19 protein-coding genes are annotated in these 16,609 nt (G+C 50.9%); 7 read left to right on the top strand and 12 right to left on the bottom strand.

The genetic code is table 11. The features are described 5' to 3' along the window. Nucleotides 1-6 precede the first annotated feature (6 nt). From tusC to fkpA, 4 genes are all read right to left on the bottom strand, one after another. A complete protein-coding gene (gene tusC, locus DY231_RS01875; RefSeq protein WP_115627099.1) occupies nucleotides 7-366 on the bottom strand; it encodes a sulfurtransferase complex subunit TusC in 360 nt (119 codons plus the stop codon). Continuing rightward, entirely contained in the window at nucleotides 366-752 is a 387-nt protein-coding gene (gene tusD / locus DY231_RS01870; RefSeq protein ID WP_115627098.1) for a sulfurtransferase complex subunit TusD, read from the bottom strand. Before tusD ends, tusC begins: the two co-directional genes overlap by 1 nt. Beyond that, the gene (locus DY231_RS01865) at nucleotides 752-1,474 is read right to left on the bottom strand and encodes a helix-turn-helix transcriptional regulator (RefSeq protein WP_034460202.1); all 723 of its coding nucleotides are present in this window, start codon (nucleotides 1,472-1,474) and stop codon (nucleotides 752-754) included. Before DY231_RS01865 ends, tusD begins: the two co-directional genes overlap by 1 nt. Nucleotides 1,475-1,651: 177 nt before the next feature. Continuing rightward, nucleotides 1,652-2,479 carry an FKBP-type peptidyl-prolyl cis-trans isomerase gene (gene fkpA, locus DY231_RS01860; RefSeq protein WP_115627097.1) on the bottom strand — a complete coding sequence of 276 codons (828 nt, stop codon included), beginning with the start codon at nucleotides 2,477-2,479 and terminating at the stop codon, nucleotides 1,652-1,654. Between the two features lie 227 nt (nucleotides 2,480-2,706). Here fkpA and DY231_RS01855 point away from each other — a divergent pair, with 227 nt between their 5' ends. Beyond that, nucleotides 2,707-2,925, top strand: a complete 219-nt coding sequence (locus DY231_RS01855) for a protein SlyX (protein WP_034460204.1) — start codon at nucleotides 2,707-2,709, stop codon at nucleotides 2,923-2,925. A gap of 65 nt (nucleotides 2,926-2,990) precedes the next feature. On the opposite strand, the gene slyD is transcribed toward DY231_RS01855, so the two are convergent. The 4 genes from slyD to kefG form a co-directional block, all read right to left on the bottom strand. Continuing rightward, the gene (gene slyD / locus DY231_RS01850) at nucleotides 2,991-3,575 is read right to left on the bottom strand and encodes a peptidylprolyl isomerase (protein ID WP_034499051.1); all 585 of its coding nucleotides are present in this window, start codon (nucleotides 3,573-3,575) and stop codon (nucleotides 2,991-2,993) included. A gap of 98 nt (nucleotides 3,576-3,673) precedes the next feature. After that, entirely contained in the window at nucleotides 3,674-3,874 is a 201-nt protein-coding gene (locus DY231_RS01845) for a YheV family putative zinc ribbon protein (protein WP_034499052.1), read from the bottom strand. A gap of 14 nt (nucleotides 3,875-3,888) precedes the next feature. Next, nucleotides 3,889-5,697 (bottom strand): glutathione-regulated potassium-efflux system protein KefB, encoded by a 1,809-nt coding sequence (gene kefB / locus DY231_RS01840; RefSeq protein WP_115627096.1) that lies wholly within the window; start codon nucleotides 5,695-5,697, stop codon nucleotides 3,889-3,891. Next, on the bottom strand, nucleotides 5,697-6,248 hold the full coding sequence (kefG, locus tag DY231_RS01835) for a glutathione-regulated potassium-efflux system ancillary protein KefG (protein WP_034499057.1): 552 nt from the start codon (nucleotides 6,246-6,248) through the stop codon (nucleotides 5,697-5,699). Before kefG ends, kefB begins: the two co-directional genes overlap by 1 nt. Before the next feature lie 125 nt (nucleotides 6,249-6,373). Between kefG and DY231_RS01825 the strand changes: the two genes are divergently transcribed. Beyond that, nucleotides 6,374-8,278: an ABC transporter ATP-binding protein gene (locus DY231_RS01825; RefSeq protein WP_115627094.1), complete on the top strand. Its 1,905-nt coding sequence runs from the start codon at nucleotides 6,374-6,376 to the stop codon at nucleotides 8,276-8,278. 47 nt (nucleotides 8,279-8,325) lie between these two features. Here the strand turns inward: DY231_RS01825 and DY231_RS01820 are convergent, their stop codons facing one another. Then, nucleotides 8,326-8,925 carry a LysE family translocator gene (locus tag DY231_RS01820; protein WP_115627093.1) on the bottom strand — a complete coding sequence of 200 codons (600 nt, stop codon included), beginning with the start codon at nucleotides 8,923-8,925 and terminating at the stop codon, nucleotides 8,326-8,328. A gap of 62 nt (nucleotides 8,926-8,987) precedes the next feature. Between DY231_RS01820 and DY231_RS01815 the strand changes: the two genes are divergently transcribed. The 3 genes from DY231_RS01815 to DY231_RS01805 all read left to right on the top strand — a co-directional run bounded on the left by DY231_RS01815 (nucleotide 8,988) and on the right by DY231_RS01805 (nucleotide 11,169). After that, a complete protein-coding gene (locus tag DY231_RS01815; RefSeq protein WP_115627092.1) occupies nucleotides 8,988-10,004 on the top strand; it encodes a hydrolase in 1,017 nt (338 codons plus the stop codon). A gap of 1 nt (nucleotide 10,005) precedes the next feature. Then, nucleotides 10,006-10,224, top strand: a complete 219-nt coding sequence (locus tag DY231_RS01810; protein ID WP_034460225.1) for a YheU family protein — start codon at nucleotides 10,006-10,008, stop codon at nucleotides 10,222-10,224. A 72-nt stretch (nucleotides 10,225-10,296) separates the two neighbouring features. Further along, nucleotides 10,297-11,169 carry a phosphoribulokinase gene (locus tag DY231_RS01805; RefSeq protein WP_034499065.1) on the top strand — a complete coding sequence of 291 codons (873 nt, stop codon included), beginning with the start codon at nucleotides 10,297-10,299 and terminating at the stop codon, nucleotides 11,167-11,169. A 30-nt stretch (nucleotides 11,170-11,199) separates the two neighbouring features. Here the strand turns inward: DY231_RS01805 and DY231_RS01800 are convergent, their stop codons facing one another. Beyond that, nucleotides 11,200-11,604 (bottom strand): OsmC family protein, encoded by a 405-nt coding sequence (locus DY231_RS01800; RefSeq protein WP_034499068.1) that lies wholly within the window; start codon nucleotides 11,602-11,604, stop codon nucleotides 11,200-11,202. A gap of 314 nt (nucleotides 11,605-11,918) precedes the next feature. Here DY231_RS01800 and crp point away from each other — a divergent pair, with 314 nt between their 5' ends. Together crp and DY231_RS01785 are read left to right on the top strand one after the other, a co-directional pair. Continuing rightward, a complete protein-coding gene (gene crp / locus DY231_RS01790; RefSeq protein ID WP_003852956.1) occupies nucleotides 11,919-12,551 on the top strand; it encodes a cAMP-activated global transcriptional regulator CRP in 633 nt (210 codons plus the stop codon). A 92-nt stretch (nucleotides 12,552-12,643) separates the two neighbouring features. After that, a complete protein-coding gene (locus DY231_RS01785; RefSeq protein ID WP_115627090.1) occupies nucleotides 12,644-14,728 on the top strand; it encodes a YccS/YhfK family putative transporter in 2,085 nt (694 codons plus the stop codon). A gap of 7 nt (nucleotides 14,729-14,735) precedes the next feature. On the opposite strand, the gene argD is transcribed toward DY231_RS01785, so the two are convergent. Together argD and pabA are read right to left on the bottom strand one after the other, a co-directional pair. After that, the gene (gene argD, locus DY231_RS01780; protein WP_115627089.1) at nucleotides 14,736-15,956 is read right to left on the bottom strand and encodes a bifunctional acetylornithine/succinyldiaminopimelate transaminase; all 1,221 of its coding nucleotides are present in this window, start codon (nucleotides 15,954-15,956) and stop codon (nucleotides 14,736-14,738) included. An 87-nt stretch (nucleotides 15,957-16,043) separates the two neighbouring features. Continuing rightward, nucleotides 16,044-16,607: an aminodeoxychorismate synthase component 2 gene (gene pabA / locus DY231_RS01775; RefSeq protein WP_115627088.1), complete on the bottom strand. Its 564-nt coding sequence runs from the start codon at nucleotides 16,605-16,607 to the stop codon at nucleotides 16,044-16,046. Nucleotides 16,608-16,609: the final 2 nt, after the last annotated feature.

The raw sequence follows: 16,609 nt of genomic DNA, 5'->3' as shown, positions 1-16,609 counted from the left end.
GTCGCCTCAGAAAGTCAGTACTACATCAAACTGATGCAGCATTTCACTCAGCGCATCTGGTTCAAGAGGTTTTACATCAAGCACCCAGGCACTTTCTGGAGACAATCCTCTCTCGCGAATAGACGCTGCACAGATATAACACTGTTCAATGTCGTACAGCGGCAGCACGCGAAAAGTTGCGATGTAATCTCTTGCGAGGACAAGTCCCGGCTGTTGGCCCGGAATCAATTGCAATACGCCATCACCAATGAAAAACACACCGATGTCTTCGCTTAGCGCTGATGTTGCCAGCAAAGCATCCAACCCTTCCCGGCCAGCAGCGCTTCCATGAGGCGGTGTTTTAAATATAAATGCCACGCGCTTCATCAGAATTGCACCGTTCTATCACAGGTCAGAGAGGCTTGTGCCAAAGCACCCAGTCCACTTAGCGTGAAACCAGGCTGCAAGTTATGGCACGGTAAACCAAGTTGAATCGCTTGTTCTTCGTCTGTCACGCCGCGGCGTAACGCGGCAGCCACGCAAATATGCAGCTCGACTCCATGCAGTTGATGCAGATGTTGCCAGGCGCGCACTAAATCAAATTCATCGCTTGCAGGAGAGGTCAGCTGATTCGCGTTATAAACACCTTCACGGTAGAAGAAGACGCTTTCCAACGTATGTCCCTGGGCGATAACAGCCTGTGAAAACTGCAACGCACTACTCGCCTGCTGCGTGCCATAAGCCGGCCCTGTCACCAGGATGGCAAAACGCATTACTTATCCTGCCCCTGGAAATCACCGTTTTTGAATTGACGGATGTAGAGATACACCGTGTGTTTAGAAATATTCAAACGGTCGGCAACCTGGTTAATAGCATCTTTGATATCAAAGATGCCTTTCTCGTAAAGATTGAGGACAATCTGTCGATTCTTGGCGTTGTTGGACACATTACGATCGGCATTCACTTCTTCAATCGTGAATTCCAGCGCCTGCATAACCAAATCTTCTACTGAGGAAGCAAAGTTTACGGAAGAAGCCACTTCTGGCGTTTCCGGCGGAATAAACGTCGACATAATTTGCGAGAACGGCACATCAAGGTTGATGTTGATGCACAGCAGTCCGATGACGCGCTCATCACGATTCCGAATGGCGATAGTTTCTGACTTCATCAGTACGCCACTTTTAGCACGTGTGAAATAGCATTTAGAAACGCTACTGTCCGCACCGGTCATATCATGCAGCATTCGTAATGCGAGATCGGTAATTGGCGAGCCAATTTTGCGCCCGGTATGTTCACCATTCGCGATACGGATGGCGGAACATTTTAAATCTTGCAGCGAGTGCAACACAATTTCACAATGAGAACCAATCAGCATCGCTAACCCGTCCACTACCGCTTCGTAGGATTTTAATATTTCAAAGTCGGTTTGTTCAAAAGGACGCTGGTCCAGTAAGTCAAGCTCACTGGTTTCATTGGTTAAAAGCGAATTGGACATTTAAAGATACCACCCTCTACAGAGAGCCTGTCGCGCTTAAATGGTGTCAGGGCAGACTCATACTCGTTGTTGCGCAGTCTGCTAAGGTAATACAGCGTAAGATGCGCTTTCCAGCTTTTATTATACCCTGCCTCAAATAAAAAACCGCCGCCCCTGTGGGCGGCGGTTAATCATACCTTACTTGCTCTTAGCTGCTTCAGCTTCTGGAGCAGGAGCGGCATCTGGTTTAGCGTCTGCTTTAGGCGCTGGTTTGATATCCAGCAGCTCAACGTCAAACACCAGCGTGGAGTTAGCAGGGATCCCTGGAACGCCAGTTTTTCCGTATGCTAATTCTGGTGGAATAACCAGTTTGATTTTCCCGCCTTTCTTCAGGTTTTTCAGACCTTCAGTCCAGCCTGGGATAACACCGTCAAGACGGAAAGACAGTGGCTCGCCACGGGTGTAAGAGTTATCAAACTCTTTACCGTCAATCAGCGTACCTTTGTAATTCACAACAACAGTGTCGCTATCCGTTGGTGCTTCACCCGTACCGGCTTTGTCGATTTTATACATCAGGCCAGTAGAAGAGGTTTTAACACCTTTCTCTTTTGCGAAAGTATCACGGAAGGCTTTGCCCTTATCCGCGTTTTCTTTAGCGTCTTTTTCCATTTTCGCTTGAGCAGAAGACTTCACGCGAGCTTCAAAAGCTTGCAGAGTCTGCTCGATTTCTTGGTCGGATAATTTGCTCTTGTCAGCAAATGCATCCTGAACACCAGCGATAAGCTGAGTTTTATCAAGAGTGATACCCAGCTTTTCTTGTTCTTTCAGAGAGTTTTCCATATAACGGCCCAGCGAAGCACCTAATGCGTACGCAGATTTCTGGTCGTCATTTTTGAATGCCGCGTTGCTGGCAGCAGCAGGAGCTGCAGCATCTTTAGCGGCAGCAGCCGGGGCAGCGAACGCCGGAGCGCTCAGGGCAACGGCCATCGTGGTCGCCAGTAGCGTTACTTTAAACAGTGATTTCATCCATTTCTCCAGGGCCGGGGCCTCTAACCCCAAGGTTATTATCAACTAAGAGACGTACTATAACGTCGTGGAAGAAATCTACACAATCTCTCCGCGTCTTATCGAGACAAATTCAGACTCTTTTTGTTTAAAGAAGTTTCGTCCAGCGCAAAACGACACTGTATCGAGAGAGATTTTTCAGTAGAATCGCCAGGAATTGTCCATCCGCAGGCCAGGAGTCATTAGCCATGCAACAAAAATCGACCGAACAACGGCTGGAAGAACTTGAGAGTCGTCTCGCTTTCCAGGAGATTACAATAGAAGAGTTAAATCAGACGGTAACGGCTCACGAATTGGAGATGGTCAAATTGCGCGAGCATTTCCGTTTGTTGGTTGAAAAACTAAAAGCGAGCCAACCTTCGATGGTAGCTTCAGAAGCCGAAGAAACTCCGCCCCCGCATTACTAATTTCACAAAAAGAAAAGGCGTGTCACAGACACGCCTTTTTTATTCCTAACGGCATCCTTAACGGATTAATGGCAACCGCAGCCACCATTACCGCCGCAACCACCTTTACCATGTTCATGGTCGCCGTGATCGTGGCCATGACCACCGCAGCAGCCATCTTCACCATGGTCGTGGTGATGATCGTGTTCGCCGTGAACGTGACCATGAGCCAGTTCTTCAGCAGTCGCTTCACGAATAGCGATAACTTCTACGTTGAAGCTCAGGTTCTGACCTGCCAGCATGTGGTTGCCATCGACAACAACGTGCTCATCTTCAACTGCGGTAATTTCAACAGGTACTGGACCCTGGTCGGTATCAGCCATGAAGCGCATACCCACTTCCAGCTCATCAACGCCCATGAAGACGTCTTTCGGTACACGCTGAACGAGGTTTTCGTCGTATTGGCCATAAGCGTCATTTGCGCCAACGTTCACGTCGAAACGATCACCAACAACGTGACCTTCCAGAGCGGTTTCCAGACCAGAAATCAGGGAGCCGTGACCATGCAGATAGTCCAGCGGCGCACTCACCGGAGACTCATCAACCAACACACCGTCTTCTGTACGTACCTGATAAGCCAGGCTGACCACCAGGTCTTTTGCTACTTTCATGATATCTCCTGAGCGAGCGTGAGAAAAAAACTGGCGCCGATTGTAGCGGAATTTAGCGCCGGTGTACCCCTAAGCTTAAAAAAAGCTGGCGCATCTCGCTAGTCCGGATGAAAAATCCCGATCACTTGCTCTTGTTCGCGAGCACGGTCCCGAGGTTGCTTATCCTCTTCACGCATTTGATGACCGCACTTAACACACTCAACAATATCGACATTATTCTCACGCCACATCGCGAGGGAATCCCGCGTCTGGCATTCAGGGCAAACAGCCCCGGCAATAAAACGTTTACGCACCGGCATTGGCTTCACCTTAATTATTCAAAATCGTCCCAACCGTCAAACTGCCGACGCTCTTGCTGCATCTCGCGTTCGAAGATCTCTTCCAACTCACGACGTGCTTCCCGAACCCTGGAAATTTGTGCGTTATCGGTATGAATCGGCATTAATTCACGCAGCATACTCATATCCAGGCGTCGGAAATGAAGCTGCGCACGATGTGCCTGATGGGGATGCATTCCCAACGTCATCAGCGCCTTACGCCCCAGTTCCAGCGCGCTGGAAAACGTCTCGCGGGAGAATTGCGTGACGCCAGCCTGCAATAATTCATGCGCCTCCACACGCCCCCTGGCACGCGCCAGTATCGCCAGATGTGGAAAGTGTTGTTGACACAAATGAACGACTTTCATTGTGTCTTCCGGTTCATTACAGGTAATCACAATCGACTTTGCCGTCTCGGCACCTGCCGAACGTAACAACTCAAGTTCGGTGGCATCACCATAATAAACTTTGTAGCCATATTTACGCATCAGGCTCACGGAACTGATATCACGCTCCAGCACCGTAATGCGCATTTTGTTCGCCATCAGTAAGCGCCCAATCACCTGCCCGAAACGTCCGAAGCCGACAATAATCACCTGCGGCTGATCGTCCTCCACGTAGGGCTTTTCATCGTTTTCGTCATCAACAATATTAAACCGCCGCGCAAGAATGGCATCGACACCTTTCATCAGTAGCGGCGTGGTCATCATCGATAACGTAACGGTCACAAGCAGCAGCGGCATCTGATCACCGCTGAACAGCTTTTGTGATGAAGCGGTTGAGAACAGTACGAAAGCAAACTCTCCGCCCTGGCTGAGTACGCCGGAGAACTGCAAACGCTCGGAGCTGCGCAAACCGAAAAACCACGACAGGCCATACAGCACACCGGCTTTCACCGCCACCAGCACCACGACGCCCAGGACAACCCAGAAAATATGGGTGTAAAGCACGCCAAGGTTTAGTGCCATGCCGACGGAGATAAAGAACAGTCCGAGCAACAATCCCTTAAAAGGATCGATAGCGATTTCCAGTTCGTGGCGATATTCGCTTTCAGCCAGCAATACACCTGCGATGAACGTACCGAGCGCCATTGAAAAGCCCAACGCATCCATAAATAACGCTGAACCCAACACCAATAACAGTGCCGCAGCGGTGAAGACTTCCCGCACGCCGGAGCCTGCAATAAAGCGGAACAGAGGCTTTAAAAGGTAACGCCCGCCAATCAACATGCCCGCAAACGCCAACACCTTGAAGCCAATTTTTATCCAGTCAGGGCTGTCGTCACCATTTCCGGCGAGCAACGGAACCAAAGCAATCGCCGGAATGACAGCTAAATCCTGGAACAGCAACACAGAGAATCCGAGCTGGCCGGATTCATTGCGGTTCATGCCTTTATCGCGCATTAATTGCAATGCCATCGCGGTCGAGGACATCGCCAGCCCTATTCCGCCAATGACTGCCGCTTGCCAGGAAAACTGCGTCAGCATCAACAACCCGGCCAGTATCACCGCACTGAGCAATACCTGCGCGGCACCGACACCAAAAATAGAACGCCGGAGCTGCCATAACTTTGAAGGGTTCAGTTCCAACCCAATGATAAACATCAGGAACACAACACCCAGCTCCGAAAAGTGCAGGATTTCATCTACGTCACTGATAAACCCTAAACCCCACGGCCCAATGGCGATTCCCGCCAGCAAATAGCCGAGCACCGCGCCAATCCCCAACCGGGCAGCAATAGGGACGGCAACCACTGCTGCAAACAAAAACAGCACTCCCGCCAGCAATACGTCCGAACCTTCCATCAGCGGCCTCCTGGCAGGGTTGGTGAAGCCAACCACTCGCCATACGCCTTCGCGTGGCTGGCAAGCTCTTGGGGAGACTGACGACGCGCCCAATAAACAATCATTGGATTCATCCAGTGCATACGGCACATCGCGGCAGTCAGTTCAAAGGGCCGTAAAATATCGGTCAGTGGAAAGCGATTAAAACCATCGTGGCGATAGGCACCTTCTGGTTCCCCGGTGGTTATCACACTACGCCAGTACTTTCCCGCGAGAGCTGTACCTCCGACACCACTGGCAAAGCCACGGCTGAGCACACGATCCAGCCACTCTTTGAGTAACGCCGGGCAGCTATAAGTATAAAGAGGGTGCTGAAAGACGATGACATCGTGCTCTTGCAGCAATGCCTGCTCGCGATAGATATCAATAAAAAAGTCAGGATAGTGCGCATAAAGGTCATGCACAGTGACATTAGCAAGCTTCTGCGCAGGCTGGAGTAAGACGCGGTTTGCGACCGAATCTTGTGACTCCGGATGGGCATATAGCAGCAAAACTTTCGGCGGCTGCGACATCATTACCCTCCAGGGCGTCGTCATAGTCTTTAAATTGGGCTACCATGCAGCCCGACGCGGTGCCGTAAGCATCACGTTACCTTAATATAATGACAATTTAACATACTCTGAACATACGGCGCTTTATGATTGTTTTCTCCTCGTTACAAATTCGTCGCGGCACACGCGTTCTGCTGGATAACGCCACCGCTACCATCAATCCAGGCCAAAAAGTGGGTCTGGTGGGTAAAAACGGCTGCGGTAAATCCACGCTGCTGGCGCTTCTGAAGAACGAGATCAGCGCCGATGGTGGCAGCATGACCTATCCGGGAAACTGGGCGCTGGCTTGGGTAAACCAGGAAACGCCAGCTCTGGCAATGCCTGCCATTGAATATGTTATTGATGGCGACCGCGAATTCCGCCAGCTTGAAGCAGAACTGGCAAAAGCCAATGAGCGCAACGATGGCCACGCTATTGCGCTGATTCACGGTAAGCTTGATGCAGTAGATGCCTGGACGATTCGCTCCCGCGCTTCAAGTTTACTGCACGGTTTAGGCTTCAGTAATGAGCAACTCGAGCGCCCGGTGAGTGATTTCTCCGGTGGCTGGCGTATGCGTCTGAACCTCGCACAAGCTCTGATTTGCCGTTCCGATTTACTGCTGCTCGATGAACCGACTAACCACCTGGACTTAGATGCGGTTATCTGGCTCGAACGCTGGTTGAAAAGTTATCAGGGCACGTTAATTCTGATTTCCCACGACCGAGACTTCCTCGACCCGGTGGTCAGTAAAATTATTCACATTGAACAAGAGCAGATGTTTGAGTACACCGGCAACTACTCGTCGTTTGAAGGCCAACGTGCCACTCGCCTGGCGCAACAGCAGTCGATGTATGAAAGCCAGCAGGAGCGTGTCGCGCATCTGCAAGGTTTTATCGACCGTTTTAAAGCAAAAGCCAGCAAAGCAAAACAAGCACAAAGCCGCGTGAAGATGCTCGAACGCATGGAGCTGATTGCCCCAGCGCACGTTGATAACCCATTCCATTTCAGCTTCCGTGCTCCGGAAAGCCTGCCAAACCCGCTGCTGCGTATGGAAAAAGTCAGCGCCGGTTATGGCGAACGCGTGATTCTGGATTCCATCAAACTGAATCTGGTTCCTGGCTCACGCATCGGCCTGCTTGGCCGCAACGGTGCCGGTAAATCAACGCTGATTAAATTGCTGGCGGAAGAAATCGAACCGTTGAAGGGCGATATCGGGCTGGCGAAAGGTATTAAGCTCGGTTACTTCGCACAGCATCAGCTCGAGTACTTACGCGCTGACGAATCGCCATTGCAGCATCTGGCGCGTATCGCACCGAAAGAGCTGGAACAGCAATTGCGTGATTATCTGGGCGGATTTGGTTTCCGTGGCGACAAAGTCACCGAACAAACCGCGCGTTTCTCCGGTGGTGAAAAAGCACGTCTGGTCCTGGCGTTAGTGGTCTGGCAGCGCCCTAACCTGCTGCTGCTTGATGAACCCACCAACCACCTTGATCTCGACATGCGTCAGGCACTGACCGAAGCGTTGATTGATTTTGAAGGCGCGCTGGTAGTGGTTTCGCACGACCGTCACTTATTGCGTTCAACTACTGATGATTTGTATCTGGTCCACGACGGCAAAGTCGAAGCCTTTGATGGCGATCTGGAAGATTATCAGCAGTGGCTTGTCGATCTGCAAAAGCAGGAAAACCAGCCGCTCGATTCTGCAAAAGATAACGCCAACAGCGCACAGTCCCGTAAAGATCAAAAACGCCGTGAAGCAGAATTGCGCACGCAAACTCAGCCGCTGCGCAAGCAAATCACCACGCTTGAAAAGCAGATGGAAAAGCTGAATGCCCAGCTTGCGCAAGTGGAAGAAAAACTGGCTGACAGCGCTATTTACGACCAAAGTCGTAAAGCAGAAATGACTGAATGTCTGCAAACTCAGGTGAAAGTGAAGTCAGCACTGGAAGAGTGCGAGATGGAATGGCTGGACGCGCACGACCAGTTAGAGCAGATGATGCAGGCCGAGTAACCGTTTGGCCTCACCCTTCTCGAAAAGTAAGGATGAGGCCCGCGAACTTAATGCCAAATCAACAGGGCACATGCTGCGGTCAGCAATCCCATAAAGACATTGAAAATTGTCCAGGAGCGGCGACTGCGCAACAGTTTGCCGATCATGCTGCCAAACGCAATCCAGATAATACCTGCAACAATGTTAACCAGCGCAATTCCGATACTGATTAACGCCACGGAATGCAGGTACTGAGCACCGGCAAGGCTAAAACTTGCCACTGCACCCAGTGCCATCAACCAGGCTTTAGGGTTGATAACCTGTAGTAAACCGCCCTGCCAGAATGGAATAGGAGCCGGAGGCGCCGCATCCGTTTCCAGTTTTTCATAGGTCGCGGTGCCGATTTTCCATGCCAGCCATAATAGGTAAGCACTCCCGGCAATCTTCAGGATAAGGTGCAAAGCAGGATACAAAAGGATTAAGCTACCGACGCCAAAGGCCACCAGCAACAGGATGCATTGCATCCCAAGCATGATGCCAATCATCAACGGAATGGTGCGCATAAAGCCGTAATTGGCGCCGGAAGAAGTCAGTAACATATTGTTCGGGCCGGGTGTAATAGCCGCGACCCAAAGAAAACCAAGCATTGAGAAGAAAAGCGTTTCCATGAAATGGGTGCTCCACACCCGGTAAAGTTAATTAGCAAACTAAATGAAACTAACAGTGTGATATGGCTACGACAAGTCCCGCAGTATTGAATTTTAATCACGAAGAAGATGATCAATTTCGTCCGTTGAAGGGTGTCAGTAATCCGCACCTGCAAACCATGCTTCCGCGTTTGATTCGCCGTCGCCTCAATTTCAAACCTCATTGGCAACGTCTGGACATGCCGGATGGGGATTTTGTCGATCTTGCCTGGAGCGAAGACCCACGCCAGGCATTGCATAAACCACGGTTAGTTGTTTTTCATGGTCTCGAAGGCAGCCTGCACAGCCCATACGCTCACGGCTTAATTGAGGCCGCCAGCAAGCAAGGCTGGCTGGGCGTAGTCATGCATTTCCGTGGATGTAGCGGTGTGCCAAATCGCATGAAGCGCATTTACCACTCGGGCGAAACTGAAGACGGTAGCTACTTCCTGGACTGGCTCAGTACCCGTTATGGCAAAGTGCCGACGGCGGCAGTGGGGTTTTCCCTCGGCGGGAATATGCTCGCTTGTTTAATGGCTAAACAAGGTGCTGACTGCACGCTACAGGCCGGTGTCATAGTGTCAGCACCTCTGATGCTGGAACATTGCAGCGCGCATATCGAAAAAGGCTTCTCCCGCGTTTATCAGCACTATCTTTTGAATCTGCTGAAGAAAAATGCCGCACGTAAGCTCAGAAGCTATCCGGGGACTCTCCCTGTTGATATGCGTCAGCTTAAAGGAATGCGCCGTCTGCGCGAGTTTGATGATTTGATTACGTCAAAGATTCACGGCTTTGCTGATGCTATCGACTACTACCGTCAATGCAGCGCGATGCCATTACTGCCACAAATCAAAACCCGGACGCTCATCATCCACGCCAAAGATGACCCGTTTATGGATCATCATGTGATCCCGGATAAAGCCATATTGCCTGCTAATATCGAATACCAACTTACGCGCTACGGTGGGCATGTTGGGTTTGTGGGGGGCACGTTACGCCGCCCTGAAATGTGGCTTGAGCAACGCATCCCGCAATGGCTGTCTCAATTTTTGGACCAGTAATATGATGATTCCCTGGCAAGACCTGCCTCCCGAAACGCTTGATAATCTGATTGAATCCTTTGTATTACGCGAAGGCACAGATTATGGTGAACAAGAGCGCTCACTTGAGCAAAAGGTGGCTGATGTTAAGCGCCAACTGCAAAGTGGTGAAGCGGTACTGGTATGGTCAGAACTTCATGAAACGGTGAATATCATGGCTCGCGGGCAATTTCGCGGCTAAGCCTGCCTATACTGCATAATACAACTGCCTTCACCCAACCAAACTTGCTACTACCCATGGAGTTGTTGCCTTATGTCAGCCAAACATCCGGTTATTGCCGTAACAGGTTCCAGCGGCGCGGGAACGACCACCACCAGCATCGCCTTTCGTAAAATCTTCCAGCAATTAAACCTACGTGCAGCTGAAGTTGAAGGCGACAGTTTCCATCGTTTCACCCGTCCTGAAATGGATATGGCGATTCGTAAAGCGCGTGACCTTGGCCGCCATATCAGCTACTTCGGGCCGGAAGCCAACGACTTCGGCTTACTTGAACAAACGTTTATTGAATACGGCAAAACCGGGCAAGGTAAATCACGTAAATATCTTCATACCTATGACGAAGCCGTACCCTGGAATCAGATTCCCGGCACGTTTACTCCATGGCAACCGTTACCAGAACCGACTGATGTTTTGTTTTATGAAGGCTTGCATGGCGGTGTCGTTACCCCGCAGCACGACGTCGCCAATGCCGTCGATTTACTGGTTGGCGTAGTACCGATTGTCAACCTGGAGTGGATTCAAAAACTGGTGCGCGACACCAGCGAGCGCGGTCATTCCCGTGAAGCGGTAATGGATTCCGTCGTGCGTTCGATGGACGATTACATCAATTACATCACACCGCAATTTTCCCGCACGCATATCAACTTCCAGCGTGTACCGACGGTAGATACCTCTAACCCGTTTGCCGCACGCGGTATTCCATCTTTAGATGAAAGCTTTGTCGTGATTCATTTTCGCGGTCTGGATGATATCGATTTCCCGTATTTGCTCGCCATGCTGCAAGGCTCATTTATTTCCCACATCAATACATTGGTGGTGCCGGGCGGCAAGATGGGACTGGCAATGGAGTTGATCATGACGCCGTTAGTTAAGCGCCTGGCGGAAGGTCGGAATATCAATAATTAGGGCGGCTAAACACCGCCCTTTTACTTCACTCTAGCCTTCAATCACTTCGTAGCTATGGGTGATGTTTACGGCTTTTTCCAGCATCAACGCAACAGAGCAGTACTTCTCAGCAGACAAGTCTACAGCGCGTGAAACCGCATTATCTTTCAACTCTTTGCCTGTCACGATGAAATGCAGATTGATATGTGTGAACAGACGCGGGGCTTCTTCGCGGCGCTCAGAGGTCAGTTTCACTTCACAATCCGTCACGTTGTAGCGGCCTTTTTGCAAAATAGAAACCACGTCGATTGCGCTACAACCACCAGCGGACATCAGAACCATTTCCATCGGACTGGGTGCTTTATCGCCAGAATTACCGTCCATCAGAATCTGGTGTCCAGAAGCGGACTCCCCAAGGAAGGTTAACCCTTCAACCCACTTCACTCGTGCTTGCATGTTACTTCTCCCGTTGAAAAAATTGTCTTTCAGAGTACGCAGATTCAGCAAATCTGGCAATGGAAGGCGACCTGCGTCAAGCTGAAACGAGACAATAGGAGACACTTGTCAAAAGCTATGCTAAAACAATCCAGATGCTACATCGATACATTGACGTTATGCATGTATGCAGAGGACATCACTAATTACAGGCAGCAAGAATGACTTGCATGCCATCTCCCCAAGGTGGGGAATATTCTAATACTTGCAACGCCAGACAGGATGTTTAGCGTCCTGTCGTTGGTAGCCAGTTATAAAACAGAGGATAACCGCGCATGGTGCTTGGCAAACCGCAAACAGACCCGACTCTCGAATGGTTCTTGTCCCATTGCCACATTCATAAGTATCCATCGAAGAGCACACTGATTCACCAGGGTGAAAAGGCTGAGACGCTGTATTACATCGTCAAGGGTTCTGTGGCTGTTCTGATCAAAGATGAAGAGGGCAAGGAAATGATCCTCTCCTATCTGAATCAGGGCGATTTCATTGGCGAGTTAGGGCTGTTCGAAGAAGGTCAGGAACGTAGTGCCTGGGTTCGTGCTAAAAGTGCCTGCGAAGTGGCTGAAATTTCATATAAAAAATTCCGCCAGCTCATTCAGGTCAATCCAGACATTTTGATGCGCCTGTCTTCCCAGATGGCTCGCCGTCTGCAAGTGACATCTGAGAAAGTCGGTAACCTGGCATTCCTTGATGTGACTGGTCGTATCGCGCAGACACTGCTGAACCTGGCTAAACAGCCTGATGCAATGACCCACCCGGACGGTATGCAGATTAAAATTACCCGTCAGGAAATCGGTCAGATCGTGGGTTGCTCTCGCGAAACCGTTGGTCGTATCTTGAAAATGCTGGAAGATCAAAATCTGATCTCTGCTCACGGTAAAACGATCGTCGTTTACGGCACTCGTTAATCTCCGTCTCAAAAATGGCGTGTTGCTTCATAACACGCCTTTTTTGTCTCTAAAATCTAACCCCTGCGGTAAAAAGGGATTAAATAAGACTTATGTGGCGTCGGCTTATCTACCATCCTGAAGTTAACTACGCACTGCGGCAAACGCTGGTGCTGTGCCTTCCGGTGGCAGTAGGTTTGCTCTTTGGCAATCTCCAGTCCGGCCTGCTTTTCTCTTTAGTCCCTGCCTGCTGCAACATTGCAGGGCTTGATACCCCCCATAAACGCTTCTTCAAACGCCTGATCGTCGGCGGTAGTCTGTTTGCCGTCAGCAGTTTGATCATGCAGCTTTTGTTGCTTTATACCTCCGTGCCGTTGCCGGTGATATTGGCCGTGATGGCGCTATTGCTGGGCGTCACAGCCGAAATCAGCTCCCTGCACGCTCGTCTGCTTCCCGCCTCACTCATTGCCGCCATCTTTACACTCAGCATGGCCGGGAATATGCCCATCTGGAAGCCCATGCTGCTGTATGTCAGCGGTACAATTTGGTACGGCGTGTTTAACTGGTTTTGGTTCTGGATGTGGCGCGAGCAGCCACTGCGTGAATCATTAAGCCTGCTCTATCGCCAACTGGCAGAGTACTGCGAAGCCAAATACGGGATGCTCACGCAGCATACCGATCCTGAAAAAGCGCTGCCTCCGCTCCTGGAGCGGCAGCAAAAAGCCGTTGACCTGATCACGGTCTGCTACCAGCAATTGCACATGCTGGCGGCGAACCAGCAAAATGGCTACAAACGCTTGTTACGTGCGTTTCAGGTCGCTCTGGATTTACAAGAACACATTTCCGTCAGCCTTCACCAACCTGCCGAAGTGCAAAAACTGGTTGAGAAAAGCCACGCTGAAGCCGTGATTCGCTGGAACGCGCAGACCATTGCGGCGCGTTTACGTGTGCTGGCTGATGACATTCTTTATCATCGGTTCCCACAGCGTTTCACGATGGATAAACAGATTGATGCCCTCGAGAAAATCGCACGTCAAAATCCGGATAACCCGGTTGGGCAATTTTGTCATTACCACTTCAGTCGGATTGGCCGTGTTTTACGCACCCAGCGCCCGTTATATATCCGTGATTTGATGGAAGACCGGCAGCGTCGTTTGCCACTTTGGGCAGCACTGAAAAGCTATTTGTCTTTGAAATCCGCCGCGCTGCGTAACGCCGCCAGATTAGGTGTAATGCTGACCATCGCCAGTATTTTGGGGGGGTTTTTACATCTGCCCAAACCTTACTGGATTTTGATGACGGTAATGTTTGTGACGCAAAACGGCTATGGCGCGACCCGGGTGAGAATTCTTCACCGGTCGGCAGGCACGATTGCAGGTTTGGCGATAGCGGGCATCGCACTGCACTTCCACTTTCCGCAAGATATCGCGCTGGCCGCGATGTTGGTCATTACGCTGGTCAGCTATTTGTTCATTCGTAAGAGTTACGGCTGGGCGACAATTGGCTTTACCGTCACGGCGGTTTACACCCTGCAACTGATCACCCTCAGCGCCGAGCAGTACATCGTCCCGCGCTTAATAGATACGTTGCTCGGCTGCCTGATTGCCTTTGGTGGCATGGTATGGCTGTGGCCACAGTGGCAAAGTGGTTTGCTGCGCCAGAACGCCCACGATGCTCTGGAGCGCGATCAAGATGCGATTCGCCTGATTCTGAGCAGTGACCCGGAACCCACGCCGCTGGCGTATTCGCGAATGAGGGTCAACCAGGCGCACAATGCCTTATTCAACTCGCTCAACCAGGCGATGCAGGAACCTGGATTTAACTCGCACTATCTTGCCGATATGAAACTGTGGGTGACGCACAGCCAGTTTATCGTCGAACACATCAATGCGATGACCACGCTCGCCCGCGAGCACAACATGCTTACGCCGGATCTCGCCCAGCGTTATTTGCAATCGTGTGAAATTGCGCTGCAACGATGCCAGCAGCGGCTTCAATATGATGGGCCAGGGGAAACCAATGATGCGAATATTCTCGACCCGCTTGAAGGGCTTCCGAGCGGGCCGCTAAGTACCATGGAGCAACATTTACAGCGGGTGTTGGGCCACCTCAGCACCATGCATACCATTTCATCGGTTGCATGGCGCCAGCGGCCACATCACGGTATCTGGCTGAACCGCTTACGGCGCTCAAATTGACGGGCGATTAAGCGTTAACGACTTTTGCGACCGCTTTGGCAAAGCGCGACATACCGTCTTCGATATCAGCATCTTCAACAATTAACGCCGGGGCAAAACGCATGACGTCTGGCCCCGCGTTCAAGACCATCACGCCCGCTTCTGCCGCCGCATACAGGAACTCCCGAGCACGGCCTTTGTAGCGAGGTTTCAACTCAGCGCCAATCAATAGGCCCATGCCGCGAATGTCGCTGAACACGTCGTATTGCTCGTCGATTTGCTGCAAATGCTTAACGAATTGCTGGCGCTTCGTCGCAACACCTTTCAAAACCTCAGGCGTATTGATGATGTCAAACGCCGCACCCGCAACGGCACATGCCAGCGGGTTTCCGCCGTAGGTTGAACCATGAGTGCCAACATGGAACGCAGAAGCAATTTCCTGAGTAGTCAGCATGACGCTGACCGGGAAGCCACCGCCGAGTGCCTTCGCGCTGGTCAGAATGTCTGGCGTCACGCCGTAATGCATGTACGCAAACAACTCGCCGATACGCCCCATCCCGCACTGCACTTCATCGAATACCAGCAACGCTTTATGCTCATCGCACAACTCGCGCAAGCCTTGCAGGAATTCTGGGGTTGCCGCCGTTACACCGCCCTCGCCCTGAATCGGCTCGACCACGACCGCACAAGTATGGTCATCCATCACCGCTTTCACTGCATGCAAGTCGTTAAACGGCACATGAATAATATCGGCAGGCTTCGGGCCAAAGCCGTCAGAATACTTCGGCTGGCCGCCAACGGAAACGGTAAAAAGCGAACGGCCGTGGAAGGCATTATGGAAGGCAATAATTTTGGTTTTATACGGACTATGGTGCGTAGAAGCGTAGTAACGTGCCAGTTTAAAGGCGGTTTCGTTAGCTTCGGTACCAGAATTCATAAACAGTACGCGTTCAGCAAAAGTAGCATCAATCAGCTTACGGCCCAGGCGCAACGCGGGTTCATTGGTGAAAACGTTGCTGGTATGCCATAGCGTTTCGCCCTGACTTTTTAACGCTTCCACTAACGCTGGGTGGCAGTGGCCTAACGCCGTGACGGCAATCCCGCCGGCGAAATCAACGTACTCTTTACCTTGTTGATCCCAAACACGACTGCCTTTGCCTTTAACCGGGATAAACTCCGCCGGTGCATAAATCGGCAAAATCACTTCATCAAAAGTAGCGCGGGTAATTGCTGATTGTTCGGTTGCCATTAATTGCCATCCCATTTTTACGCAAGAACAGACATGAAAATATAATCATGAAATATGCATAAAAAATCATTATCTGGCAATAAAAAATCAACGATTAAGGAAATTGGCTAACAGCTGGTGCCCCTGCTCACTGAGAATACTTTCCGGGTGGAATTGCACCCCTTCCAGCTCAAGCTCGCGGTGACGGATCCCCATAATCTCTTGCTTATCCGTCCAGGCGGTCACGTCAAAGCAGTCGGGTAATGTTGCAGGATCGATAACCAAAGAGTGATAGCGCGTGACGGTAAGGGGATTGTTCAGGCCGTGGAACACGCCAGAATTGTTATGCGTAATAGCGGAGGTTTTGCCATGCATCACTTTTTCAGCACGCACAATCGTCGCACCAAACGCCTGGGCAATCGCCTGATGACCAAGACAAACCCCAAGAATCGGCAACTGTCCGGCAAAATGCGTAATCGCCGCCAGAGAAATCCCTGCTTCGGTGGGGGTGCAGGGACCTGGCGAGATAACCAACTTTTCTGGGGCTAACGCGCTGATATCAGAAAGGGTCAGCTCATCGTTACGTTTCACCACCACTTCTGCACCTAATTCGCAAAAGTACTGATAAAGGTTCCAGGTGAATGAGTCGTAGTTGTCGATAAGCAGTAGCATCG

The organism is Buttiauxella agrestis (assembly GCF_900446255.1).
Lineage (GTDB): Bacteria > Pseudomonadota > Gammaproteobacteria > Enterobacterales > Enterobacteriaceae > Buttiauxella > Buttiauxella agrestis.
This window is presented reverse-complemented; position numbering and strand designations above follow the sequence as displayed.

What these genes read in the sequence shown, in the direction of transcription:
- DY231_RS01820 (WP_115627093.1), bottom strand. Translation starts at nt 8,925, where the DNA reads ATGGAAACGCTTTTCTTCTCAATGCTTGGTTTTCTTTGGGTCGCGGCT.
- fkpA (WP_115627097.1), bottom strand. Translation starts at nt 2,479, where the DNA reads ATGAAATCACTGTTTAAAGTAACGCTACTGGCGACCACGATGGCCGTT.
- DY231_RS01805 (WP_034499065.1), top strand. Translation starts at nt 10,297, where the DNA reads ATGTCAGCCAAACATCCGGTTATTGCCGTAACAGGTTCCAGCGGCGCG.
- crp (WP_003852956.1), top strand. Translation starts at nt 11,919, where the DNA reads ATGGTGCTTGGCAAACCGCAAACAGACCCGACTCTCGAATGGTTCTTG.
- DY231_RS01845 (WP_034499052.1), bottom strand. Translation starts at nt 3,874, where the DNA reads ATGCCGGTGCGTAAACGTTTTATTGCCGGGGCTGTTTGCCCTGAATGC.
- DY231_RS01825 (WP_115627094.1), top strand. Translation starts at nt 6,374, where the DNA reads ATGATTGTTTTCTCCTCGTTACAAATTCGTCGCGGCACACGCGTTCTG.
- DY231_RS01815 (WP_115627092.1), top strand. Translation starts at nt 8,988, where the DNA reads ATGGCTACGACAAGTCCCGCAGTATTGAATTTTAATCACGAAGAAGAT.
- DY231_RS01855 (WP_034460204.1), top strand. Translation starts at nt 2,707, where the DNA reads ATGCAACAAAAATCGACCGAACAACGGCTGGAAGAACTTGAGAGTCGT.
- DY231_RS01810 (WP_034460225.1), top strand. Translation starts at nt 10,006, where the DNA reads ATGATGATTCCCTGGCAAGACCTGCCTCCCGAAACGCTTGATAATCTG.
- DY231_RS01800 (WP_034499068.1), bottom strand. Translation starts at nt 11,604, where the DNA reads ATGCAAGCACGAGTGAAGTGGGTTGAAGGGTTAACCTTCCTTGGGGAG.
- tusD (WP_115627098.1), bottom strand. Translation starts at nt 752, where the DNA reads ATGCGTTTTGCCATCCTGGTGACAGGGCCGGCTTATGGCACGCAGCAG.
- tusC (WP_115627099.1), bottom strand. Translation starts at nt 366, where the DNA reads ATGAAGCGCGTGGCATTTATATTTAAAACACCGCCTCATGGAAGCGCT.
- kefB (WP_115627096.1), bottom strand. Translation starts at nt 5,697, where the DNA reads ATGGAAGGTTCGGACGTATTGCTGGCGGGAGTGCTGTTTTTGTTTGCA.
- DY231_RS01785 (WP_115627090.1), top strand. Translation starts at nt 12,644, where the DNA reads ATGTGGCGTCGGCTTATCTACCATCCTGAAGTTAACTACGCACTGCGG.
- slyD (WP_034499051.1), bottom strand. Translation starts at nt 3,575, where the DNA reads ATGAAAGTAGCAAAAGACCTGGTGGTCAGCCTGGCTTATCAGGTACGT.
- DY231_RS01865 (WP_034460202.1), bottom strand. Translation starts at nt 1,474, where the DNA reads ATGTCCAATTCGCTTTTAACCAATGAAACCAGTGAGCTTGACTTACTG.
- pabA (WP_115627088.1), bottom strand. Translation starts at nt 16,607, where the DNA reads ATGCTACTGCTTATCGACAACTACGACTCATTCACCTGGAACCTTTAT.
- argD (WP_115627089.1), bottom strand. Translation starts at nt 15,956, where the DNA reads ATGGCAACCGAACAATCAGCAATTACCCGCGCTACTTTTGATGAAGTG.
- kefG (WP_034499057.1), bottom strand. Translation starts at nt 6,248, where the DNA reads ATGTCGCAGCCGCCGAAAGTTTTGCTGCTATATGCCCATCCGGAGTCA.